The organism is Pseudoalteromonas maricaloris (assembly GCF_024746855.1).
GTDB classification, from domain to species: Bacteria; Pseudomonadota; Gammaproteobacteria; order Enterobacterales; family Alteromonadaceae; genus Pseudoalteromonas; species Pseudoalteromonas maricaloris.
This window is the reverse complement of sequence record NZ_CP024625.1, coordinates 2,385,255-2,408,975: the sequence shown is the minus strand read 5'-3', so window position 1 is coordinate 2,408,975 and position 23,721 is coordinate 2,385,255. Positions and strand designations below refer to the sequence as shown.

Sequence of the window (23,721 nt, the reverse complement as noted above, 5' to 3'; positions counted from 1 at the left end):
TATCAACTTAAGGGGAAACAGGATGACCTATAAATTACCACTCAGTGCGCTCTCTATTGCCGTTTTAATCGGCATGAATCAACAAGTTAAGGCTGAAGAAACGAAGCAAGTTGAACGTATTGAAGTGACCGGTTCTCACATTAAAAGAACAGATTTAGAAGGCCCGTCACCAATCCAAAGTTTATCAGCTGCTGATCTAGCTTCAACGGGATCAACGGACCTTATTGGCGCGTTGCAAAAGCTGCCGGTATCGGGTACTGGTACTTTTAGTACGCAAGGTAACTCCAGCGATGACACAGCAAATGGTGGCTCTAGTGTTGCTCTAAGAGGGTTAGGGGCATCATCGACGCTTGTATTAATCAATGGCCGCCGCGTTGCGGTTAGCCCATTTGCAAAAGATATCGAAACATCATTTGTGGACTTAAATACCATTCCGGTGTCATCGGTTAAACGTATAGATATTCTAAAAGATGGCGCCTCTGCAACTTATGGTTCTGATGCGGTAGCGGGTGTTATTAACATCATTCTTCGTGATGATATCGACGGTTTTGAAGTTGCAGGTAAAATCTCAGACACCGCAGATGGTGGTGCCGAAGAACAAAACTTTACTCTTCTTTGGGGGTCGTCAACACAAAATGGCCACCATAATTTCTCACTCGATTATTTCAAACGTGGTCACTTAACGTATGCAGATCGTGACTATACGGCATCTGCTGATCAGCGTTTTCGTGGTGGTAATAACTCATTAAGTTCTGCTGGTGTTCCTGGTAGTGTTGAAGTGATGAGAAGCATGTTAACAGACGAGCAGTGGGCGAGATTACCTGTAGTTCGTGTTGAAGACGATGGCACTCAGGTAAGACAGACTATCTTTACGGACGTATGGGGTAATGATAAATGCGATCCTGCTTTAGATATTGGTGATATTTGTCGCTACGACTACGCGCCACACATGACCGCAATTCCATCGACAGAGCGTATTAGCTTTAACTATAACGGTGTACAAGAAATCACCGACGGTATTGAAGGTTTTGCAGAAATTTCGGCACAGCACTCTACAACTTTCATTCAAGGTGCAGGTAGTCCAAGCTTTACAGAGCTATTTATGGATGGTGATAACCCAAATCACCCATTGTTTAACGATCCAGACCATTTCTTACATGGTGTAGATATTTCAATGCGTCGTCGTACGGTTGATATCGGTAACCGTAAAAAAGATGTTGATTCTGAATACTACCGCGCCGTCCTTGGTGCTCGTGGTGAGTGGAATGCGTGGTCTTGGGAAGTTGCATATTCTGCTATTCGTTCAAGTGCAGTTGAAAAGGGTTTTGATGGTTTCCCTAACAAGCTAAGAGCGCAGCAAGCGATTGATGAGGGTCTTTGGAACCCATTTGAACCAAGCACGAACACAGAAGCCGGTCTGGCGTTTTTTGAGACCACGACTACGCGTTATGGTGCATCAACCATGCAATCATTAGACGGTACCATTTCAGGCGAACTGTTTGAATTGGGTGCAGGCTACGTTGCTGCAGCGTTTGGTTTCGAACATCGCTACGAGAAAATCGAAGATAACCCAGATAGTCAATACATCAGAGGCGAAATCTTTGGTACAGAAGCAACACAAGCTAATGGTGATAGAGACAATACTGCGCTATTCGCTGAGTTTAGTGTGCCAGTACTGGATAATTTAGAGCTACAACTAGCGCTACGTTATGAAGACTATAGTGACTTTGGAACAACAACCGATCCAAAAGTGGCATTTCGCTGGACACCAATTGACAGTGTTGTAGTTCGAGGCTCTTGGGGAACTGCATTTAGAGCACCTTCTCTTGTGCAGTTACATCTAGGTAGAACTGACGAATCCCCCAGTGTGATAGACCGCGAGCGTTGTCGCCAAACTGGCGCTGATGATGATTGTAGCCCATATGAATACACCGCGATTGTGTCTGGTAACAAAAACCTACAACCAGAAGAGTCAGAAAACTACAACTTAGGTGTTGTGTGGCAAGCGACTGATGACTTTAGTATCGGTGTGGATTACTGGAACTATGATCAAGAAGATCTTATCAAGAAGATTGGTGCACAAAAGTTAGTTGATTGTTGTGGCACTGATCCTAATTTGGTGGTACGTGCGCCTAATCAAGGTAGCACACTTGGTCGTATTCTGACTATTAACGACACCTTTGTTAACATTGGTGGTCGTGAAACTGACGGTTTCGATGTCAACTTAGCCTACGCATTAACTACACGTGAAATGGGTGAGTTTAAGTTCAATTACAACTTAACTTACGCACTTAACTTTGAAGAGCAGTCATTTGAAAGTGACGATCAAGGTAACACATTCAATGTTGCAGAAGATCTCAATGGAGAATACCAGCATCCACAGTTCCGTTGGACCGCAGGCATGGACTGGGCCAAGAACGATTGGCTTGCAAATATCAGCGTAAACTATGTCGATTCGTATAAAGACCTTGCCGATAGTGATGGCAATAAATATGAGATTGATTCATGGACTACCGTTGATACAAGCGTCAGTTATATTGGCGTAGAAAAGCTGACAGTAACACTGGGTGCGTCTAACTTGTTTAATGAGGAAGCGCCGCTTGCTCCTTCAGAGTCTATGGGAATTGACAATAAAACGCACAGTATCCTTGGTCGTCAAGTATACGTGAAGTTTGCATACCAATTCTAATACGTTAACGTTTATTAAGATGAAAGCCGCGCTTTATAGCGCGGTTTTTTTTATACCAATTCGCTTAATTAAGTGGTCTAGCTTTGAGGTGGAGAGGCTTATCGGTAACTCCATGTCCAAATCCTGCAATAACTATGCATAGGCACGGAGAATCTTCTGCTTAATCTTATTCTGTACCTAGGAAAAAGTGGCAATGAAGAAAATGTATGGATAGCAGATATGTCGATAGAAGGGTATTGAGTTGGCTTATTGAGGAGAATAACGCAGCTATTATAACTAGCTGCGTTATTGATATTTACGCTTTTGCTTTAGAAGTGGTTTCTTCCAGTTCTCTTGCTGCATCAGGGTCGTTGAAAACATCAATATCAAATTCGTTTTCAGATTTAGCGACAGCACAAGTTACCATACAGTCACCAGTGACATTAACTGCTGTTCTTGTCATGTCTAGTAGTCTGTCTACACCAATGATAAGCGCGATACCTTCAACTGGCAATCCAACTTGGTTAAGCACCATTGCAAGCATGATCAAACCAACGCCAGGCACACCTGCCGTACCAACTGAGGCAAGAGTAGCAGTCAAGATAACCATGAGATAGTCGTTGATCGTGAGGTCTACGCCAAATACCTGAGCGATGAAGACTGTTGCAACACCTTGCATGATAGCTGTGCCATCCATATTAATGGTTGCACCCAGAGGGATTGTGAAAGAAGCGACTGAGTTATGTGCACCTAGCTTCTTAGTCGCAGTCTCTAATGTTACAGGCATAGTCGCACTTGAACTCGAGGTACTAAAGGCAAACATACATGCGTCTTTCATCTTCTTCAGGAAGATGATTGGACTCAAACCTGTTAACAGCTTAAATAAGATTGAATAGTTAATGAATGCATGAATTAGCAGTGCTGCCAGCACCACCATAAAGTATTTGCCGAGCTCGGCGATTAACCCCATGTCGATGGTTGTAAACAGCTTAGCCATCAAACAAAATACGCCATATGGTGCGACATTCATCAATAAAGTCACTAACTTAAGCACTATTGTATTGAGATCTTCAAATACAGATGCTAGGCGAGCACCGGCATCTCCGCTTAGTGCCATAGCAATACCAAATAGCAGCGCAAAGACGATGATTTGAAGCATGTTACCGTTGGCCATCGCGTCAATTGGGTTAGTCGGGAACATGTTGATTATAACTTGCACAAGTGTCGGCGCTTGCTTTGCATCAAATGACGCGCTGCTTGGAATTTCAACGCCACCGCCCGGTGCAATGAGTAGTGCGAGCGTGATTGCAACCGTGATTGCGATTGCTGTTGTAATGAGATACAAACCAATGGATTTACCACCCAAGCGACCTAATTTCTTTGGGTCACTAAGGCTACATGTGCCACATACAAGGGAGATAAACACTAAAGGAACAACAAGCATTTTTAAGCTTGCAATGAAGATTTGCCCACCTATGTGGAATAAACCGTCAACGAAAAAACCTTTAATGGGGAGGTCAAAGAGACCTAAAGGAATGAGTATTTCTTTATTCTTACCTAGGATGGCTTGAAGAGTGAGGCCTAATACAACACCCAACACCATGCCTATCATAATGCGCGCCGTTAGGCCCATTTTTTGATTTTCTGACATTGTCCTAACACTATGTATCTTAAAACTGCTAAAGCTTAACAGGCTTGGCGCAGATGAACAGCATTTCACGACAGAAAATCTACCTAATCTAATAAAAAATTGTGATTTTATCGCTAAAATTGAGTTACTATTGAACAATAATAAAATTAACTTAGCTAGGGAGATAGGTGAATGCCCTTGATGCGCTATTATAGCATACTGATGCTAGCATTCTTACTGACCGCGTGCGGTGGCGGCGGCAGTATCCAAAAAGATACAGATAATGGTAATGGTGATGATGGTAGCGATGGTACTTATGCCATTACGCTTTCAGGAGCGGATACTAGTGGTAATTCAACGAATACACTTTCATCTTCATCTCCTCTAGTAATCACTGCCACATTAACAAAAGATGGTAGCCCTCTGGCAAATAGTCGAGTCGTTTTTGAGAGCGACGAATTTGCAACCATGGAACCCAGCTCAGGGTCTGTGCTTACAAATACTGAGGGTAAAGCGTCAATTACGTTAAAAGTAACGGCTACTGTGGGTGCTGGACGTATTACGGCGACTTACACTCAAGGTGATAATAGTGCAACGAGATCTTTTGATTTTACCTCTCAAGGTGGTGGTGATGACGGCAATGTGACCGCGTCAGCAAAACTTGAGGTCATGTTATTAAGTAAATGTCCTGCAGGTTGGGATGATAGCCGAAATCAGGCAATGATAGATCCAATTGCTGCTGGGTGTACTCGCGTCAATCAAGTATCGTCAAACGAGACGGCTGATATATTCATCAAAATGACATCTAGCCAAACTGGTGATGCTATTGCCAACGCGTTAATTAGCGCTGAGACTACTTTAGGGGCTATCTTACCATCGACAGGCACCGCGTTAACGGATTCTTTTGGTATTGCAATCCTAAAGTTTCAGCCTGGTAACCAAGGTGGCGCAGGTACTATTACCGTAAACTCTCCAGACTATGTTGATGTCACTCAGGCTATCAACTTTAATGTTGGTGTTGCTCAGTTGAATGTTACGATTGACAATGGTTTGGTTGATAGTAATGGAGTTCAACAAAAGCTTTCCGCAGGTGGAAGTACGGTTATTACTGTGACGTTGAAGGATCAGAATGGGGCATTAATCAATAGTGCTGTTGAAGTTGCATTTAGCTCAGCTTGTTCCGTAGCGACCCCTGCGCTTGCAGAATTAGATGAAACGGTAAATACCTCCAATGGTATCGCCCGCTCTACATACCGTGCTAAAGGTTGCCAAGGCGAAGATAGAATTTCTGTTACTATCCAAAACGGCAGCTCTCCAATAAACCAAGAAACGATTATTGAAGTGGATAGCGCGCTTGCACAAGCGGTACAGTTTTTACCTGAAGAAGATGGGTTTAATCAGTTTATTGCTTTACCCCCTGGCGAAGGCGGTTTACCAACCCAATCTGTTGTGAGCTTTAAACTGGTAGATGAAGATAACCTTGCAATTCCACGAGCGCGAGTCGACTTTAGATTGTCGGATGAGCAAGGTCTAGCCTCGCTTACACAAATTACCGGAAACACCAATGCAAATGGTATTGTAAGAACAACGGTTAAGTCTGGTATTGTGCCAGGTCCGCTCGTTGTTAGTGCGTGTTACATCCCAGAAGAATCTTACGTGAATTTACCTGAGGGTGATGCGATTACCTGTTGGACGGATATCGCCAAAGCATGTAATGATGCAGATGCATCAAACGACGATGTCCGCTGTCCCGCAGGTGTTATGCATACAATCCCATTAAGTGAGCAGATATTTGGTGTATCGTCAGGATTAATTTTAAGCTCAGGTGTCACCGATCAGGATACCTTTGACGCTTCCCCTGTTACATTCAATACCAACTCGCTTAATTATAATGGGGTAACAACAAATATTACCTTGTTCTTTGGTGATCAATTCAATCAGTTTAATGCTGATGGCGTTGCTGCAACTGTGATTGCTGAAGCCGGTGCTATTGGTAGTACTGAGTCTGAGGACACTTACGATTGTAGAACGAATAATGCTGCTTGTACTGTGGTGTGGCGTAGCCAAGGAGATAGACCTTTCTATGAATATCGTTGGGGTAACCGCATTGGTGATATAGACGGTAATGTGAATACCTTTGAAGCGGTAGCTCCTAGACTAGCAGCTACATTATCAAATACTCAAAAGCAAAGCTCAGCTAATTGGAACTGTGACCCATATTTTGGTAGTGCTGCACCATGTATTAATGGCATGCTAAGACAAAAAGACGCTTCGTCGAACGATGGCGCTACAACTGCACTTAGACGAATTGTTATGGGTGGGCGTGTAAGTGTGTTGGCTTTTGTTAAAGGCCAAGAAAATTTCAGAGATGAGCAATCTAGCGGTGGAGTAGAGCGCCGTAATGGTCGGTTCGACATTGGCGAATATCGCCAAGAGTTTGACCTTACAGAAGCATTCCTAGATACCAATGAAAATGGTCGTTTTGATAAAGAGAATTGTGATTCTGCTGCAAACACAGGACCTTGTTCTCCAACGGGAACTGTAAATGGCGGTCATGACGATTGGTGGGTGGATAGCAATAACAATGGTCGCTTTGATTTTGATATCGATGGCAACAATATTTATGAAGGGGACGGCAAATATAATGGTTTGCTTTGTTCAGAAGCCGCCGAAGCCGCAGGAGAATGTACTAAAGAGCTAGTTAATGTTTACAGACAATTTGAATTGATAATGTCTGGCGATAATGCTTTTGTGCGGTTTACAGTGCCGGCTTCGCTTGCTGGTTCTAATTCGTGTCCAAGTGGGAATGGCTTAGTGCTTGAACCATCTGGAGTAGACGGTGTGTGCGACCTCGCCAGTGTAGATTTCACGGCGGCAGGCAGCCCATCAGCCGTTCCTATTACAATTTATTTCACTGATGAGTTTGGTAATCCACTTCCAGCGGGTACAGAAGTCGAGATTTCAACAAATAACGGTGAGCTAACCAGTGGAAGTGTGTCTGGCACCTTAGGGAACTATACAAGTGATAAGCCAAACTTCTTCAACGTTACTTTGGCGAGGGAAGCTGAGCCAAACAACAAACTTTCTGGCGTATTAGGGATCAAATTTACTTTCCCAGCTTTGGGAGATGATGATGACGAACGAAAGACACAATCAATCGGAATAAGCGTTACAGACGCTGGATAATTCAACAAATGCCAACTTTCGGGTTGGCATTTTTGTTTCTATTCCTTTATATTCCCGTGCCTTAACCTTATATATATGAATGCGTCCCTAAATTGGCTGAATATTGTACATAAATTGGATAATAATTCGGTGATCAGGGAAAAGTTAGTATTTTTAGCTTGTAACAATAGGTGTTTGTAGATATACCTATAAGTAATTTAACGCCCAAGTAAGGGCAAACATCAGACAGAATCGGTCAAAAATAGGCAGCTATGGGCAAATCGCTAGTAATTGTAGAGTCTCCCGCGAAGGCAAAAACAATCAATAAATACCTCGGCAAGGATTACATTGTTAAATCCAGTGTAGGCCATGTTCGAGATCTTCCTACCTCAGGGGCAGGTAAGACGAAAGGCTTGGCAACTAAGTCGCCAGCTGAAGTACGTAAAATGTCACCTGAAGAAAAAGCGCAATATAAAAAGCAAAAAGATTATGCAAATTTAGTTGCGAGGATGGGGATTGATCCTGAGAAGGGTTGGGAACCGCATTACGAAATTTTGCCGGGTAAAGAAAAAGTAGTTCAAGAACTACAGAAACTTGCTGAGGATGCTGACCATATCTATCTCGCAACCGATTTGGATAGAGAAGGGGAAGCCATTGCTTGGCACCTTGAACAGATCATCGGTGGCGATGAGAGCAAATATAAGCGTGTGGTCTTTAACGAGATCACCAAAAACGCGATAACCCAAGCGTTTGAAGCGCCTGGCGACCTTAACACCGACATGGTATATGCGCAGCAGGCGAGACGATTCCTTGACCGAGTTGTTGGCTTTATGGTGTCCCCGCTGCTTTGGCAAAAAGTAGCAAGAGGGCTATCGGCAGGTCGCGTGCAATCTGTTGCTGTGAGATTACTTGTTGAGCGAGAGCGTGAGATTAAAGCGTTTATTCCAGAAGAGTTTTGGGATATTCACGCCGATGTTAAAGCAACAAAAGATGATATTCGTCTAGCGGTTACTAAGTTTAAAGGCGAAGCATTTAAGCCAGTAAATAAAGCGCAGGCTGATACTGCCGTACAAGTGCTTGAAAACAGTGCTTACGAAGTAGTCAAGGTTGAAGAAAAGCCAAGTAAGAGTAAGCCAAGTGCGCCATTTATTACCTCGACAATGCAGCAAGCGGCAAGTACTCGTTTAGGCTATGGCGTAAAGAAAACCATGATGTTAGCGCAGCGTCTATACGAAGCGGGTTACATCACCTATATGCGTACGGACTCGACGAACCTATCAAACGATGCGTTAGAAATGTGTCGTGGCTATATCGATAGTGAATTTGGTAGTAAGTATCTTCCAGAATCACCACTGCGTTATTCCGCAAAAGGCAACGCACAAGAAGCGCACGAGGCAATTCGTCCTTCTGATGTGACGATCTTATCAGGTCATTTAGACGGCGTAGAGGCAGATGCTAAGAAGCTCTATGAGCTTATTTGGCGTCAGTTTGTGGCGTGTCAAATGATGCCCGCAGAGTATGACCTAACGACGCTGACCGTCGCCGCGGAAGATTACACGTTAAAAGCGAAAGGGCGCGTGCTACGTTTTGATGGTTGGACACGTGTACAACCGGCTGTGCGTAAGAAGAATGAAGAAGAGCAGGCGCTTCCTAGTGTTTCAGTTGGCGACAAGCTTGATCTTATTGCGATTGATCCTAAGCAGCACTTTACTAAACCACCAGCACGTTTCAGCGAAGCAAGCTTAGTTAAGGAATTAGAAAAGCGTGGTATTGGTCGTCCATCTACCTATGCAGCTATCATTTCAACGATTCAGGACCGTGGTTATGTTCGAGTTGAAAACCGCCGTTTTTACGCTGAAAAAATGGGCGAGATCGTAACTGACAGACTCGTTGAGAATTTCAACGATTTAATGGACTTTGACTTTACCGCCAAAATGGAAGGTCGCCTTGATGACATCGCAGAAGGCGAACGTTTGTGGACGCAGGTACTTGATAAGTTTTACGCCGACTTTTCTAACCAGCTAGAAATAGCCGCTGGCGATGAAAGTGAAGGCGGCATGAGACAAAATGTGATGGTTGAAACAGACATCGATTGTCCCACATGTTCACGCAAAATGGGTATTCGTACTGCTTCTACAGGGGTATTCCTTGGCTGTACAGGCTATAATTTGCCGCCAAAAGAGCGTTGTACCACCACAATTAATCTAGTGTCTGGTGATGAAGCGGTTGCCGCGGATGCGGATGAAGAGGCGGAAGCTGAATCGCTGCGTCATATGAAACGTTGTCCAATTTGCGAAACGGCAATGGACTCATACCTTATCGATGAAACGAAAAAGCTCCATGTATGTGGTAATAATCCCGCGTGTAAGGGCTATGTCATTGAAACAGGCGCATTTAAGATCAAAGGCTACGATGGACCACTAATTGAGTGTGACAAGTGTGGTTCGGATATGCAGCTTAAATCTGGCCGTTTTGGTAAGTATTTTGGTTGTACAAATGAAGACTGTAAAAATACACGTAAGCTATTGAAAAACGGTGAAGCTGCGCCACCGAAAGAAGATCCAGTTCCGCTTCCGGAACTAGAATGCGAAAAGTCAGATGCGCATTTTGTGCTTCGAGATGGCGCTTCAGGTATTTTCTTAGCGGCGCACACATTCCCGAAATCACGTGAGACAAGAGCCCCGAAAGTATCAGAGCTAAAACGCTTCAGAGATAGAATTTCACCTAAATTCTATTATCTGGCTGATGCGCCTGAGCAAGACTCAGATGGTAACCCTGCGATTGTTCGCTACTCTAGAAAAACCAAGACACAATATGTGATGACAGAAGTGGATGGTAAAGCGACGGGTTGGAAAGCGACATATAGCAATGGTAAATGGGTAGAAGAAGAGAAAACTACCAAGAAAAGGAAAGCTTAACGACTAGCCAAACATCGATAGGTGTCTTCAGATGCTATGGATATTTTGTCTAGAATGTTATTGAAAATAAAAGGCCGCTCAACACATTGAGCGGCCTTTTTCATCATGAATGCCATCACTTAAATAACCTGAGGTTTGGATAAGGAATGTTCCAACTCATTGTTGCTAAAGCACAACTTAGTTTTTTCCTTGTCTAGCCAGCAAGTTTTAGGGAAAACACCGCTTCCGCGTCCTGCTCTCGCTAAGGTACCTACATCCTGTAGGCAAGGCGAATTTACGCACCAATAGCTGGCTATTGGAAGTGAATTCAACGCAGTTAGCGCTAAAACTGGCTGCTAGAAAGGCATTAATTATCCGCAGCTCAGGTTAAATAAGCGAACTGGTATTATTTAATGTTTACGTCTTTGACTTTTTGATAGCCAGTTGCTTCTAGCTCGTCGTTAACGCAATTCAAAACATATTTTTTCATCTCAGATGCTTGTACATCATCATCTTTTGCCCAATCAAGGCACATTTGAGTTAACTCTTGAACCAAATCTGCAGGCGCGACTGGTAACTCTTCATCGGCTTGTACTTGTACACAAGCAAAAAGAGATAGAGCGATTAATGATGAAACTAAGGTTTTCATTCGTGTTACCTGTTAGTTGAAAGAACAAGCATGTTTTAAAGCAAAATTTAAAATAAGGAAAACGAATTTATTTTCTCTTAAAGAGCAGAAAATTGATTCAAATTTACGTCAATAAATAGTGAGAAATATAAGCGTTGATGCTACATTTATAGGTTCAGTTAAACTAACTAAAGATGGTGAAAATCAAAAACATGGAGCAAGAAACTAAGTCCGAGAATGAGCAATTTAATCGTTATGAACATCTCTTAGAAAGAACCTTATTTAAAGGAAGATGGTTGTTAGCGCCGTTCTTTGTTGGCCTACTACTCGCGATTGTGTTGCTGTTACTGAAGTTCTTTAAACAGCTTTATGTGATGACCATCAGTGCGCTTACCGCGACAAATCAAGAATTACTCATTGGTATCTTAACATTGGTTGATACGGCTTTACTGGCTGGGTTGTTGATCATCATCATTTTTAGTGGCTATGAAAACTTTGTTTCCAAGCTTAATGTCGAACCACAAGAAGACAAACCGACTTGGATGGGGAAAGTTGGCTTCTCAGGGCTTAAAATCAAGCTGATCAGCGCCATCGTAGCGATATCTGCGGTAGAGTTGCTCAAGGTCTTTATTCATTCTCAAGATTTAACCAGTGAGCAGCTTGCTTGGAAAGTAGGCATACATATTACTTTCGTGATCTCTGGGGTGTTGTTTTCGGTCACCGACTTTATTAATAGTCGAACCCACTCACATTAAATAGAGTAGCTGTAAAAGGAGTGATAATCGACTTAGCTCACTATCACTCCTCTATTCTAACCAGCACAGTCACCGGTGGTCCAAGCGCTAGCGCTACGCCTCTACGAGCGAGCCCTTTCTTATACCAATTGAATTAATTCTCTAATCAATTTGAAGGGTGAAATAGCATATTAGCTTCGTTAAAAATTTCTCATTTAGAACAACTAAATAGTAAAATTTTTGCCTTGCTACTAAAGCTATTTCCCCGCTTCAAGATAGATCATTTACTTAATACAACTGGTATTAATCAAACTGCTTATTACTGTAAACAAGCAGCGAGGTTGCTATCGCAACGTAACCTAATAATAGATATACGGTGGTTGCTGATTGTTCGTGATTTAACAGGTAAGATTTAAATGCACTATGCAAAATGACTACGAACATGCAGCAAAGCGACAAGGTAAGGGCGCTTTTAATCATGCTTCCTAGCGCTATGCAAAGAACAAATCCCGCGATAGAGCCTGTAAATATCACTAAGTAGAAAGCCACAGTCTCGAATGTGGAAAAGAAGCTACAAGCTAGCAATATTAAAAGTTGAAACAAGGATAGGCAAAACCCAAGTTTAACCGCAGAGGCGTGGTAAGCCTGCTTTATTGCTTTAAGGCTTGAATAGATAGGGAGTAGGTATAGTTGATCCCATGTCATTTTTGTTTGTAGTTTGGACCAACAGACAAAAATAGCGACCATCAGAACAAGCATATCGGTAAAGCCGATAACAAAATGGAGTGTGACACCAAAAAAGCCACTTGCGACAATGGCTAATAGCCCAGAGACAAGCAATATCTGACAGGTTTGTATCAACAGATTACCCGCAAAATAGCTCATTGGCATAAAAAATTGTCTAAACCCCTGAGTGAGGAAATCTGGTGCGAAGGTATTGCTCGGAAGCCACCCCGTTTGAATATTATTTATGTAGGTTTGATATGCCAAATGATGCCATTGGCAGTGATGGGTTCGTGTCACTAACAGGTAAGTTCCCATTACTATAAGGGGGATGGCAAGCAGTGCTAAAATTTGGGGGGTATCGCCAAAAAACATAGCGAGCACGAGTACGAGCATAAAAATGTAACTATTATGTCTGAAATACACACTATTTCGAAGACATAGCAAAAAGAAGCTACCGCCAAAACTCGTTGCAAATAACATGGCATAGGCAACTTCAGATGCGGGGCGGTTGAAAAGAGCAAGGGCATTGAGTAGGTAGCCAATGATCAGAATTACCAAACCTTGCAAGTATATGTGCTGTTTAATTGCTGGGAACAGTAAGGCGCTTTCCTGTGCTTGCAACTTCACTAGTTGCCAACAAAAAGCCATCCAAAAAGCGCTGATTGAAAAGACCAAACTAAATGCTTGTATATTTTGATCTTCTATCAAGGTTAACAAAGGTGAAGCGATAGACGCTAAGGCCCCTGGAATGAAAAAATTTGCTGAGCCGCACTCTCGCAGCCAAAACCCGGAAAATCCGGTCCACCAATTGCGCTGAGTTAATGTACTCATGCGTGTAGCTCCACAAAGAGCTGCTCAAGGTTGCTATGGCTTTGCTGTAGGTCTGCTGACCAGTTTGCACTGTCGTGAGCTTGATAAATGCTAAAACGTTCAGATTGATGAAGTACGTTTCCGGATGGCAGTTTGCTTGTAAGATGATGTGGTACAAGCCTAATTTGTTCTTTTAGTGTATCTAATTCGCCAGTAACCAAAACCTTACCATCTTTAATAATGGCAATGTGACTCGCAACGCGCTCAACGTCAGATGTAATATGCGAGGAGAAAAGTACACCAGAGCCGGACTCAAGTGCTAACTCGAATAAGTCCGACATAAATTCTCGGCGTGCAATGGGGTCGAGACTTGACACTGGCTCGTCAAGGATCAGTAACTTAGGTCGGTACGACATCGCCATTATCAGCGCTAAGCTTTGTTGTTGGCCAACAGAAAGGTTACTTACTAGCTTGTTTTCGTCTAACTCGAAGCGAGAAAGCCATTCTTGCTCAAGTGTAATATCCCAATTTGGATAAAAGCTGCGGTGCAGTGCGAGGGCATCTTTGACTTTAAAGCCTTGATAGCCACAGGGCTGTTGTGGCACATAGCCAATTTGGCTTTTGCACGTAGGGCTCAGCTCGAGGTTGCTACTATTGAGGCAGCTAACCTCACCACTATTTTGTTCGATTAACCCAAGTGCAATCCGAAGAAGTGTCGTTTTACCGGCCCCGTTTCGTCCTAGTAAACCCATAACCATGCCAGGTTCAATAATAAGATTTATGTCTTCAAGAACCGGCTTGTCGGTAAATTGTTTATGGATTTTAGTGAATTGTAGTAGTGGGCTTGTCATTATTCTTGTCCCCAATTTTTATCAATCAATGATATCAATTCAGTCTTACTGATCCCAAGCTGTTTCGCATCACTAATTAAAATATCTAGGTTTTTATGGAGTAGATTATCGGTCTGTTGTGTTGTTTGCTGCTGTACAACGCGTGTCGGCTGGCCGCGTCTTCGTTCAAGCCAACCTTGATCGACAAGTTGCCCGATAGCCCGAGAGACGGTCATCGGATTTACCGAGAAGTGTTCAGCTAGCTTTCTTACAGAAGGTAGCTCTTCTCCGGCTTGTGCTTTACCAGACACAATTAAACGCACTATCTGATCAAATAGCTGCTTATAAATCGGCTCTGCGCTGTTGGGGTTGACATGAATAAGATCTAGCATTACTCTAATTCTACTGTATTAATACAATAATACACTGATACACTGATACACTCACTTAAAGTTAGCATACTGACCGTGAGTCAACAAGGAAATAACTATGAAAAAGCCATTTAAGTTTAAGAAAAGCTTAGTAAAGCTAGCGCTGCTTCCTCTCGTTTTAGGAACTGTGCTGCCATTACAAGCGGCAACATCAACCGCTGAATTATCCGCTTGTTATGCAAAAGGCCTGAGTGACAGAGCGCAATGCGGAAAAATCTCGCAACCATTAAGTGAAACCAAAACAGAACAAAAAATTGATATTCATTTTATGGTTATTCCTGCAATAAAGCCGCTTTACCCACAAGAAGCGATTATTGCGTTTGCAGGGGGACCTGGACAATCTGCCACCGAAATTGCAGCAAACTTTGAAAGAATTCTTAAATACGCGAGAGAAAATAGAGACATTATACTTGTTGATCAACGGGGAACTGGAAAGTCCAATCTATTGCAATGCGATATGGATAATCTTGAGCAACAGTTTGCGCTAAATGATACCTTATTGGGCCTCGATTTTTACAAAGAAGATGCCCTTAAGTGTAAAGAAAAACTAGACGCAGATCTTTCCGACTATACGACGGTTGCAGCTGCAAAAGATTTTGATGCGGTAAGAGTCGCGCTTGGTTATAGCAAATTACACCTATATGGTGGCTCATATGGAACACGCATCGCACTTGAGTATATGAGACAGTTCCCTGATAGTGTTGCATCGGCCGTATTAGATGGTCTTGCGCCCAATAACCAAAGTTTAATGGCGATTGGTGGCGCGATAGAAGATTCATTGAACGCCCTTTTTGCACAATGTGAGGCCGATAAAAAGTGTGCAAATAGTTATCCGAATTTAAAGCAGCAATGGCAAAGCTTGCTTAATCAAGTAGAGCAAACGCCGATAGAAGTTTCTGTACTTCACCCAAGAACCAGCAAACCGCTTGCAATGACGATGACCAAAATGAAGCTATTTAGCGCGATTAGGATGGCGCTTTACTCTCATTCCTTCCGTGCATTGGTGCCGCTTGCGATTAGTGAAGCGACTAACGGTAACCTTGCTCCACTTGTTGGCATGATGGCACCAAGTGAAGACGGTTTGGGATTGGCCATGGGGATGCATCAGGCGATTGTATGTGGGGAAGATTGGCCACGATTAACGGCTGCGGACAAAGCCAAATATAGTGAAAACTATATGGGTGAGATGATGATCACAGGACTAGATGCGACGTGCCCAATTTGGAATGTGAGCCCGGTGCCAAGTAGTTACTATGAACCCGTTGCGTCAGATATTCCAACCTTACTGCTTTCTGGCGGATTAGATCCAGCAACGCCTGCTAAGTGGGCAGAAGTTGCGATGGAAAAACTAAGTAATGCCACGCACTTAGTTGCGCCAACGGCTACACATATTGTCGCAGGGCAAAGCTGTGCTAATAAGCTTATTGCTAAGTTTTACGATGAAAAGACAGTGGGAGACTTTGATACTAGCTGTCTTGAAGAAGATACACGCAAACAATTCTTTATGAACATCAATGGCCCAGCAACTGCTAATAAGGAGTAACTCATGATCCAAGTAGATAACTTATATAAAAAGATTGGTGAAGTGAACGCGCTAGACGGGCTGTCATTTACCGCTCGAGATGGTCAAATTACGGGACTATTGGGACCAAATGGAGCAGGTAAAACGACTTGTTTACGGACCGTATTTGGCCTGCTCCAAGCTGATCAAGGTACGGCTTCTATCGATAGTATTGATGTTGCCAAAGAGCCAACCAGGGCAAAACAACAATTAGGGTTGTTCCCAGACCCATGTGGACTCTACGAGCGCATGACACCGCGTGAATATACCCAGTTTTACGCTGAACTAAGTGGCATGGACGCAAAATCGGCCGCTGCCGCGACACAAGAAGTGTTAGAAAAGCTACAAATGTTGGATATCGCGGATAGACGCTGTAAAGGCTTTTCACAAGGCCAAAGAATGAAAACGGCGTTGGCGCAGGCAATCGTGCATAAACCAACGAATATTGTACTTGATGAGCCAACACGTGGTTTAGATGTAATGAGTACCAGAGTATTACGGGATTTGTTGTTGATGCTTAAGGCGCAAGGTCACTGTGTCTTGTTTTCTAGCCACGTGATGCAAGAAGTTGCAGCACTTTGCGACCATGTTGTGGTCATGGCGAAAGGCAAAGTGGTCGCGGAAGGTTCTCCACAAGCTCTATGTGAACAAACAGGTAAAGCATCGCTTGAGGAAGCTTTCATTACCCTAATCGGTACGGATGAAGGAATTGCAGCATGATGAAATTAATCTCAGTTTTATTTAAAAAAGAAGTGTTAGACGCAAGCCGTGACAAACGTTCGGTGATGGCTGGCCTTTACTATTGCATCGGTGCACCTATTCTAATGTGTGTATTATTTACCGTCATGTTTAAGCAAATGGCTTCGCCTGATGCACTCAAAATCACCATTAATAACGCAGAGAATGCGCCTAACTTAGTGCAATTTTTAGCGAGTAAAGAAATTGAACATGGTGAAGGCGAAGAGGTTAAGGCCATTACCTTGGAGGTAAGCGATGATTACCAAGAGAATATGATGCAAGGTAAGAGCGCGACGGTATTTATCATCGCTGATAAATCGGAGCAAAAGTTACGTTCATCAATTAATCGACTAGAGCGTAACCTCATGTTATACAACAGCGAAGTTGCTTCATTGCGGTTAGTCGCTCGTGGTATCGATCCGACAATTGCACGTGCGATAGATGTTCAAACTCATGACCAAGCGACACCAACCTCTAAAGGGGGCTTCGTATTAGGTATTGCAACGTTATCTATTATTATTTCACTATTTTATGCGGCGATGGGTATGGCAATTGACAGTAGTGCAGGGGAGCGTGAACGCAACTCTTTACAGCTATTACTTAGCCACCCGATAAGTACTATGCATATTGTGTTAGCTAAAGTGGGGGCAATTGCAGGTTTCTCTATCATTGCTTTAGTGTTAACCACCATAGTATCAAAGTTTGCGTATAATATGGTGCCTTGGGAAATGATGGGCTTTACGGTGATTATTGGTCCTAAATTCATTATTTCGGCAATTATCATTGGCCTGCCTATTGCGCTAATGTCAGCCAGTTTATTGATATTCATCTCTTTCTTAGCTAAATCATTTAAAGAGGCGCAATCTTATGTAGCGATGGCGCTGTTCATTCCGGTAATGATGAGTATGGCAACGACCTATGATATTGCTACCGACATTATGCAGTGGATGCCGATCGCAGCGCAGCAAAACGCAATGATTGAAATCATTAAAGGCAATGCGATACCGGTACCACAACTATTGTTGTCGAGCGCTGTAACGCTGGGGTTGTTTGCTATTTTCACCTACCTAAGCAGTCGCATGCTAAAAAGTGAAAAGGTAGTGTTCGGCCTTTAATTTATTAGTTCCCAACAATGGCGCCCAAAGCGGCGCCATTTTTGTATTTTACCTCATCTCAATTTCACGTATAATCGGCGCCCCATAATTGATGTAGTAATGTACTAGCGCGATAACGCCCACAGTACACAGTTGAGTAAGTATGAATACGGCACCTAACACCATGACAGAGCAAGATAATCGCAAAGAAGTTTTAGAGTTTAATAAGCTGCAAAAGCGTCTGCGCCGTAATGTCGGCAATGCCATCAAAGATTACAATATGATCGAAGAAGGCGATGTGGTGATGGCTTGTATCAGCGGTGGTAAGGATTCATTCGCCATGCTGGATATTTTACTTAGCCTAAAAAAGGCAGCACCAATTCACTTTGATGTGGTGGCGGTCAATCTGGATCAAAAGCAGCCTGGGTTCCCAGAGCATATTTTGCCTGAGTACTTCGAGACATTAGACATTCCTTATTACATCATTGATAAAGATACTTACTCAGTCGTAAAAGAGAAAGTACCAGAGGGCAAAACGACTTGTGGCCTTTGTTCACGCTTGCGTCGTGGTACTTTGTACTCATTTGCGGAAAAGATTGGCGCAACTAAAATCGCACTGGGTCATCATTTAGACGATATCGTTGAAACGCTGTTTTTAAACATGTTCTACGGCGCAAGAATGAAAGCGATGCCGCCAAAGCTGCGCTCTGATGATGGTCGTAATGTGGTGATCCGCCCGCTCACTTATGCGCGTGAAAAAGATCTTATTCAATACGCTGAACATAAGGATTTTCCTATTATTCCGTGCAACCTATGTGGCTCGCAAGAAAACCTGCAACGTCAAAACATTAAATCTATGTTGGTAGAGTGGGATAAGAAAACACCGGGTCGAGTAGAGAATATTTTTAAATCAATTCAAAATGTTAGTCCAAGCCAACTGGCTGACACGGAACTCTTTGATTTTGAAAGTTTACCTCTAGATAGAGACGGTGAGCGTGAGGCTTATGACTTTAATGAAGCAGTGGTTTCCTCGACAAACATTGATGAATCATTGTTTATTGATGTAACTAATATTTAATTCTCAACAATGATTTTTCCAGGCTAGGTCTGATAGGCCTAGTCTAAAACTCAATAATTGGTACTCTATAACTTAACTACTTTTACTCCCCAACATCTTTCACTTTAAATTACCTGTTAACTCTACGTACCTAACTTATTCATGCTGTCGGGAAAATGATCTCTGCATGAGATATTTTTGTTCTTAGTTTTGCAAAAAATGCAATTAAATGTAGGTTAGTTGTTTTAAATGCAATTGATAATTGTTATCATTTGCCTGCGCTTTAATAATAACTAAATTGTGGCTCTTAATGAAAACAGTATCAAAACTATCCCTTATCGCTTTAGCGATTATGTATCCCTCTTTGCATGCATCAGCTCAGCAGCAAGTGTCAGAAGATAAGCTTAAAGACCAAGACATAGAAAAAATAACCGTCGTTAGCCGAACATTAAATTTATATCGTAATGGTGAATCTTCAACGGGAAAGCTTGCGGTTGACCCACTTAACTCGACCCAAATGGTAACCTCTCTCAATGCAAATCTGATCCGTGATTTAGCCGCAAGAGATGCCAAAGATCTCTATCGTAATATCGCGGGGGTCAGCCAATTTAGCTACGCGGGGGTGACTGCACGTGGCTTTCGTCAAGAAGAAATCTATTTTGATGGTCTAAGAGGCGACCCATATGTTGGGTTTAATGTCCCACAGCTATTTAATGTCGAGCGTGTCGACTTTTTGAAAGGTCCCGCCGGTATGCTGTATGGACCCGGGGCACCTGGTGGATTATTCAACTATATAACTAAAAAGCCGCAATCTGAGTTTAGTGCCAATACTCGTATTATCGCGGGCACAGATAGCCGCTATGGTGCTTCTGGTGAGGTGACTGGTGAAGTAGCACAAGCGCAAAGCATTCGCTTGGGGGCGTTTTACGAACAACAAGATACCTACCGCGATAATAGTGCAAGCGAAGTGGCAATTATGGATGCAGGTTACGCTTATGATTTTGATGATGCTCGTTTGATTTTGCAATACACGCACTACAAACAGGACTTGGACGCGAATCGCTTACGCGGTGTCCCCGCTGGCGATGACGGTGAGTTTCTAACGACACCATCGTGGAATCATAATGAGCCTACAGACTTTTTAAATCTAACCTCAGATGTATTGCAAGCAAGTGTTGTAGGGGATTTAAGTCCATCGCTAAGTTACAACGTTGCGCTTCGCTACATAGATAATGAGCAAGAACAAAATTATCATGAACCAAGAGCACTCATCGATAGCAATAAAGATGGTCAAATCGATTTGGTCGCACGTGAGTTCCGAGATCAACTAAGAGCCCAGTCTCAACTCTCTTTTGCGGCTAACTTTGTTTATGAAACACAGATGTTTGGTGCTGAGCAGCGTACCGCGTTTGGATTAGATATATATTCTGGTGAAGAAGATGCGTTATTAGGTCGAGCGTCAGCATCTAATGACTTTGTCACTCGTTATCTAAATGGTACGTCGTTAGACTCGGATATTTTGCCTTTGTCTCTCCACAACCCTAATTATGGAGAAACGCAGCCAAATCAATACAATGTGAAGTTTGCGCCAGAAAGTACAACGAAACAACAGCGTAATGGCACCTATGTACTCAACGAACTCGCTTGGGAGAAAGTAACGTTTGTAGCAGGCATACGTTATGACCAGTTTGAAGACGATGCCAATGGCAGTAAGTTTGATGATACCAATGTTAGCTTCAGAATTGGTGGTATCTACAAGCTATCTGATGATATCTCATTGTATTCACAGTGGGCTGACTCTTACGAACCCCAAGGCGTATCCAGTCAGGACGAAAAAGCGGGTGGTCCATTTGAGCCAACGACGGGTGATATCATTGAAGTTGGGCTTAACGCAGAGTTATTTAACGGAAGTACATTGCTAAAAGTGGTTGGTTATCAGATAACAAGGCAAAACTTGCTACAAAATACAGGTACAGATCCCGAGCAAGATGGTGTTGATAATTTAGCGCCAATCGGAGAAATCACGAGTAAAGGCCTAGAAATCGAGTTGATCACCGACGTGACACCTGACTGGGTAGTAAGCCTAGCCTATGCCTATAATGATGCGACTATCACCGCTGACAATGGCGCTGGTGGGATCCGCAATAGTGTTGGCGATAAATTTGCCAACGCCCCTGAAAATCAGTTTGGGGTGTGGACTCGATATCAGATCCCTGAGTGGAATCTGGCTTTCGCAGTTGGCGGTAACTATGTGGATGAGCAGCTTAGTTTATCTGGCCAAACACTAAATTCCTATTTCGTCGCTGACACCTCAATTATTTGGGAATTAGATAACTATAGTGTGCTATTCAGAGTTGAGAACGTACTCGATAAAGAATATGCAGAGTCGGGCTTTTTAGACCGCACGGGACACTTTCCGGGCGATCCAAGAAATGCTTTTCTTGAGTTTACCTACAACTGGTAATGTTTAAGTTAATCTGAGGCTCGGTGAGTTATCCGAGCTTGTGGAAATAAAAGTCTACCTTTATGAGGGTCAAGATGGCTGACAAAGCTAGACAAAGAAAGCGGCTACGCAAGTTATATGATTTACATGCCTGGGTGGGCTTTCAATTAGCGGCCGTTATGTTTGTGATCCTCGCAACCGGCACAATCGCAACCGTTTCAAATGAATTAGATTGGCTTGTTTTTGAGCAAATGCGTGCAAGCCAAAAGCCCAAAGAGGTAAAAGAGCAAACGGCTGCATCTTGGAGAAATATGTATGCGTCGATAGCTGAACGCTATCCAGAAGGTCGTGTTACCACTTTAGGTACAATGGGGGCGACTACTTTACCTATCGAGCACGGGTGGCTTTCGAGGCTAAAAATGATAGGTATGTGCACGTCGATCAATGGACTTATGAAGTAACGGGCGATATACCATTACTCACAATTCAACGATTTTTTAGAGATTTGCATCGCTACCTATTTATGCCTGTAATACCCGGGCTGCCAATTGTCACTGCTTTTGCATTCATTTTATTGATCTCTGTTTATACCGGACTGAAAACCACACGAAATTGGAAAGTTGCGCTGTGGCGTTTGAGAGTAGCACAAGGTACAAGAGTATTTTTGAGTGACTTGCATAAGGTTTTTGGCTTATGGGGACTGTGGTTTAGTACACTTATTATTATCACAGGTATTTGGTATCTGTTTGAGTTTTCTGCACGGGTAGCCGGTTTTAGTTTGGAGCCTCCGGCTCCAAAAGTTGAGTATGTTACAGCGGTAAAAGACGCCAACATGCTGTCTGTAAATAGGTTTGAAAGCGCTTTTGAGAAAGCGCAGCTTGCCATTCCCAATTGGACGATAACAACCGTACAACTGCCAAGAGCAGATACTGCGGTGCTGCGTTTTCAAGGAATGAGTACAAACCCTGTACTTCGGGATAGAGCGCACAAGGTTTATATGGACCCAACAACGCTAGAGGTTTTAGCAATACAGCAACCTGAAAATATGGCGTGGGGCAATTATCTTAACGAATATGCAGATCCATTACACTTTGGTTATTTTGCAGGGATCACCTCTAAGCTTATATGGTTTGTGTTTGGTCTTGCGTTAACCGGACTGTCGTTTACCGGCGTGATGCTGACATACAAGCGCACTAAGTCTAAAAGTATAACGGGTGCACAGTTGGCAACGTTGCCGATATTTTGTTTATCAGCATTTTACTTTTATTTCTGGCTCGCCAGATACACATAAAGGGATGTGCGGCTGTGTATTTACCGCACATTTAATTAACTTGAGCGCTGAGTTAGTCTTCTAATGGGGATTTATAGCCATCTGGCTTTAGTGCTAAGACATCACAGTCTAAGCTATCAATCACGTGCTCAGCAGTATTGCCAACAAGCGCTGCACTCAGTCCAGTGCGACCGACCGTGCCAATGACCACTAATTCAGCGTCTTTTTCTTTAGCAACGTAGGGGATAACGTCCTCTGGTAGACCTTCTTTGATGATGCAATCGCTTTTATCTATTGAATAAGTTTCTGCGAGTGCAAATGTCTCGTCTTCATGATGTTTTTTCACGGCTTCATTGTATTGCGATGGGTTAAACTCGGGAATTTCTATCGCAATATTAACAGGCGTTGCTGGATAGGTGTTTACCAAGCTCAATTTAGCATTGGCTAATTCACATAAAAACTGAGCATCTGTAATGATACGTTTATTGAGTTCTTGATGTTGTTCGTTATCGCTGACAGAGTTTACCGCTGCAATAATGTTGCCTTGATCTGGCCAAGCGTGATCTTTAACCAGTAACAGAGGAGCAGGGCATTTGCGAATTAAATGCCAGTCGGTTGGGGTGAAGATAACTGACTTTAGGGTATCGTGCTGATGGGTGGATTTAATGACCAAATCATAGTCATGTGCAAGCACGGTTTTGATGATCGCTTCGTAGGGGCGATTGTGCCACAACACTTTAGTTTGGATACTCACATCAGAAAATCCCTTAACCATATCGGCAAGCCATGCTTCTCTGTCTTTAATTACTGCCTCACGCATTGCTTCACGTTCGTCTTTAGACAACATCGTGGTCATTTCATAGGAGAAGTCATAAATAGACATAAATGCAGTGATGGCTGCACCGGTACGCTTGGCAAGATTGATAGAACGTTCTAAGCTATTTTGGCGCTCTTTGGTTGGATCAATTACGGTGAGTATACTTTTGATTTTATCCACGACTATCTCCTTAAAACGGTATACAAATAAGATCAGAAGCTT

The 23,721-nt window shown here is 43.0% G+C and carries 17 protein-coding genes; 11 read left to right on the top strand and 6 right to left on the bottom strand.

Features of this window, described 5'->3' with window-relative positions; genetic code table 11:
* The first annotated feature begins 22 nt into the window (after positions 1 to 22).
* On the top strand, positions 23 to 2,689 hold the full coding sequence (locus CTT31_RS10430; RefSeq protein ID WP_211857779.1) for a TonB-dependent receptor plug domain-containing protein: 2,667 nt from the start codon (positions 23 to 25) through the stop codon (positions 2,687 to 2,689).
* Between the two features lie 295 nt (positions 2,690 to 2,984).
* Here the strand turns inward: CTT31_RS10430 and CTT31_RS10425 are convergent, their stop codons facing one another.
* Positions 2,985 to 4,319 (bottom strand): dicarboxylate/amino acid:cation symporter, encoded by a 1,335-nt coding sequence (locus CTT31_RS10425; protein WP_211857778.1) that lies wholly within the window; start codon positions 4,317 to 4,319, stop codon positions 2,985 to 2,987.
* 171 nt (positions 4,320 to 4,490) lie between these two features.
* Here CTT31_RS10425 and CTT31_RS10420 point away from each other — a divergent pair, with 171 nt between their 5' ends.
* Both CTT31_RS10420 and topA read left to right on the top strand, forming a co-directional pair.
* Positions 4,491 to 7,484, top strand: coding sequence for an Ig-like domain-containing protein (locus CTT31_RS10420; protein ID WP_211857777.1), 2,994 nt, complete (start codon positions 4,491 to 4,493; stop codon positions 7,482 to 7,484).
* Positions 7,485 to 7,735: 251 nt separating this feature from the next.
* Entirely contained in the window at positions 7,736 to 10,381 is a 2,646-nt protein-coding gene (topA, locus tag CTT31_RS10415) for a type I DNA topoisomerase (protein WP_211857776.1), read from the top strand.
* Positions 10,382 to 10,766: 385 nt separating this feature from the next.
* On the opposite strand, the gene CTT31_RS10410 is transcribed toward topA, so the two are convergent.
* Entirely contained in the window at positions 10,767 to 11,009 is a 243-nt protein-coding gene (locus CTT31_RS10410; RefSeq protein WP_010373953.1) for a hypothetical protein, read from the bottom strand.
* A 191-nt stretch (positions 11,010 to 11,200) separates the two neighbouring features.
* On the opposite strand from CTT31_RS10410, the gene CTT31_RS10405 reads away from it, so the two are divergent.
* Positions 11,201 to 11,743 (top strand): TIGR00645 family protein, encoded by a 543-nt coding sequence (locus CTT31_RS10405; RefSeq protein WP_010373955.1) that lies wholly within the window; start codon positions 11,201 to 11,203, stop codon positions 11,741 to 11,743.
* Positions 11,744 to 12,025: 282 nt separating this feature from the next.
* Here CTT31_RS10405 and CTT31_RS10400 read toward each other — a convergent pair whose 3' ends face one another.
* From CTT31_RS10400 to CTT31_RS10390, 3 genes are read right to left on the bottom strand one after another with little or no spacing between them, the layout of a single operon-like run.
* On the bottom strand, positions 12,026 to 13,279 hold the full coding sequence (locus CTT31_RS10400; protein ID WP_260491222.1) for a hypothetical protein: 1,254 nt from the start codon (positions 13,277 to 13,279) through the stop codon (positions 12,026 to 12,028).
* Positions 13,276 to 14,109, bottom strand: a complete 834-nt coding sequence (locus CTT31_RS10395) for an ABC transporter ATP-binding protein (RefSeq protein ID WP_211857774.1) — start codon at positions 14,107 to 14,109, stop codon at positions 13,276 to 13,278. Before CTT31_RS10395 ends, CTT31_RS10400 begins: the two co-directional genes overlap by 4 nt.
* Positions 14,109 to 14,480 carry a GntR family transcriptional regulator gene (locus CTT31_RS10390; protein WP_211857773.1) on the bottom strand — a complete coding sequence of 124 codons (372 nt, stop codon included), beginning with the start codon at positions 14,478 to 14,480 and terminating at the stop codon, positions 14,109 to 14,111. The genes CTT31_RS10395 and CTT31_RS10390 overlap by 1 nt, the downstream gene beginning before the upstream one ends.
* 97 nt (positions 14,481 to 14,577) lie before the next feature.
* On the opposite strand from CTT31_RS10390, the gene CTT31_RS10385 reads away from it, so the two are divergent.
* The 7 genes from CTT31_RS10385 (at position 14,578) to CTT31_RS10355 (ending at position 22,703) form a co-directional block, all read left to right on the top strand.
* Positions 14,578 to 16,062, top strand: a complete 1,485-nt coding sequence (locus CTT31_RS10385; RefSeq protein WP_260491221.1) for an alpha/beta hydrolase — start codon at positions 14,578 to 14,580, stop codon at positions 16,060 to 16,062.
* A 3-nt stretch (positions 16,063 to 16,065) separates the two neighbouring features.
* Positions 16,066 to 16,800, top strand: a complete 735-nt coding sequence (locus CTT31_RS10380) for an ABC transporter ATP-binding protein (RefSeq protein ID WP_045990628.1) — start codon at positions 16,066 to 16,068, stop codon at positions 16,798 to 16,800.
* On the top strand, positions 16,797 to 17,933 hold the full coding sequence (locus CTT31_RS10375) for an ABC transporter permease (RefSeq protein WP_039497482.1): 1,137 nt from the start codon (positions 16,797 to 16,799) through the stop codon (positions 17,931 to 17,933). The genes CTT31_RS10380 and CTT31_RS10375 overlap by 4 nt, the downstream gene beginning before the upstream one ends.
* A gap of 163 nt (positions 17,934 to 18,096) precedes the next feature.
* On the top strand, positions 18,097 to 18,990 hold the full coding sequence (gene ttcA / locus CTT31_RS10370) for a tRNA 2-thiocytidine(32) synthetase TtcA (RefSeq protein ID WP_010373971.1): 894 nt from the start codon (positions 18,097 to 18,099) through the stop codon (positions 18,988 to 18,990).
* A 289-nt stretch (positions 18,991 to 19,279) separates the two neighbouring features.
* The gene (locus CTT31_RS10365; RefSeq protein ID WP_260491220.1) at positions 19,280 to 21,433 is read left to right on the top strand and encodes a TonB-dependent siderophore receptor; all 2,154 of its coding nucleotides are present in this window, start codon (positions 19,280 to 19,282) and stop codon (positions 21,431 to 21,433) included.
* A 74-nt stretch (positions 21,434 to 21,507) separates the two neighbouring features.
* Positions 21,508 to 21,873, top strand: a complete 366-nt coding sequence (locus CTT31_RS10360; RefSeq protein WP_260491219.1) for a PepSY domain-containing protein — start codon at positions 21,508 to 21,510, stop codon at positions 21,871 to 21,873.
* Positions 21,843 to 22,703, top strand: a complete 861-nt coding sequence (locus CTT31_RS10355) for a PepSY-associated TM helix domain-containing protein (protein ID WP_260491218.1) — start codon at positions 21,843 to 21,845, stop codon at positions 22,701 to 22,703. The genes CTT31_RS10360 and CTT31_RS10355 overlap by 31 nt, the downstream gene beginning before the upstream one ends.
* Positions 22,704 to 22,755: 52 nt before the next feature.
* Here CTT31_RS10355 and uspE read toward each other — a convergent pair whose 3' ends face one another.
* Positions 22,756 to 23,679, bottom strand: coding sequence for a universal stress protein UspE (gene uspE, locus CTT31_RS10350; protein ID WP_010373977.1), 924 nt, complete (start codon positions 23,677 to 23,679; stop codon positions 22,756 to 22,758).
* Between the last annotated feature and the right edge of the window lie 42 nt (positions 23,680 to 23,721).

Excerpts from the sequence above, each read along its gene's own strand:
- CTT31_RS10390 (WP_211857773.1), bottom strand. The coding sequence starts at position 14,480 with ATGCTAGATCTTATTCATGTCAACCCCAACAGCGCAGAGCCGATTTAT.
- CTT31_RS10400 (WP_260491222.1), bottom strand. The coding sequence starts at position 13,279 with ATGAGTACATTAACTCAGCGCAATTGGTGGACCGGATTTTCCGGGTTT.
- ttcA (WP_010373971.1), top strand. The coding sequence starts at position 18,097 with ATGACAGAGCAAGATAATCGCAAAGAAGTTTTAGAGTTTAATAAGCTG.
- CTT31_RS10430 (WP_211857779.1), top strand. The coding sequence starts at position 23 with ATGACCTATAAATTACCACTCAGTGCGCTCTCTATTGCCGTTTTAATC.
- CTT31_RS10385 (WP_260491221.1), top strand. The coding sequence starts at position 14,578 with ATGAAAAAGCCATTTAAGTTTAAGAAAAGCTTAGTAAAGCTAGCGCTG.
- CTT31_RS10425 (WP_211857778.1), bottom strand. The coding sequence starts at position 4,319 with ATGTCAGAAAATCAAAAAATGGGCCTAACGGCGCGCATTATGATAGGC.
- CTT31_RS10375 (WP_039497482.1), top strand. The coding sequence starts at position 16,797 with ATGATGAAATTAATCTCAGTTTTATTTAAAAAAGAAGTGTTAGACGCA.
- CTT31_RS10395 (WP_211857774.1), bottom strand. The coding sequence starts at position 14,109 with ATGACAAGCCCACTACTACAATTCACTAAAATCCATAAACAATTTACC.
- CTT31_RS10380 (WP_045990628.1), top strand. The coding sequence starts at position 16,066 with ATGATCCAAGTAGATAACTTATATAAAAAGATTGGTGAAGTGAACGCG.
- CTT31_RS10365 (WP_260491220.1), top strand. The coding sequence starts at position 19,280 with ATGAAAACAGTATCAAAACTATCCCTTATCGCTTTAGCGATTATGTAT.
- CTT31_RS10360 (WP_260491219.1), top strand. The coding sequence starts at position 21,508 with ATGGCTGACAAAGCTAGACAAAGAAAGCGGCTACGCAAGTTATATGAT.
- topA (WP_211857776.1), top strand. The coding sequence starts at position 7,736 with ATGGGCAAATCGCTAGTAATTGTAGAGTCTCCCGCGAAGGCAAAAACA.
- CTT31_RS10410 (WP_010373953.1), bottom strand. The coding sequence starts at position 11,009 with ATGAAAACCTTAGTTTCATCATTAATCGCTCTATCTCTTTTTGCTTGT.
- CTT31_RS10405 (WP_010373955.1), top strand. The coding sequence starts at position 11,201 with ATGGAGCAAGAAACTAAGTCCGAGAATGAGCAATTTAATCGTTATGAA.
- CTT31_RS10420 (WP_211857777.1), top strand. The coding sequence starts at position 4,491 with ATGCCCTTGATGCGCTATTATAGCATACTGATGCTAGCATTCTTACTG.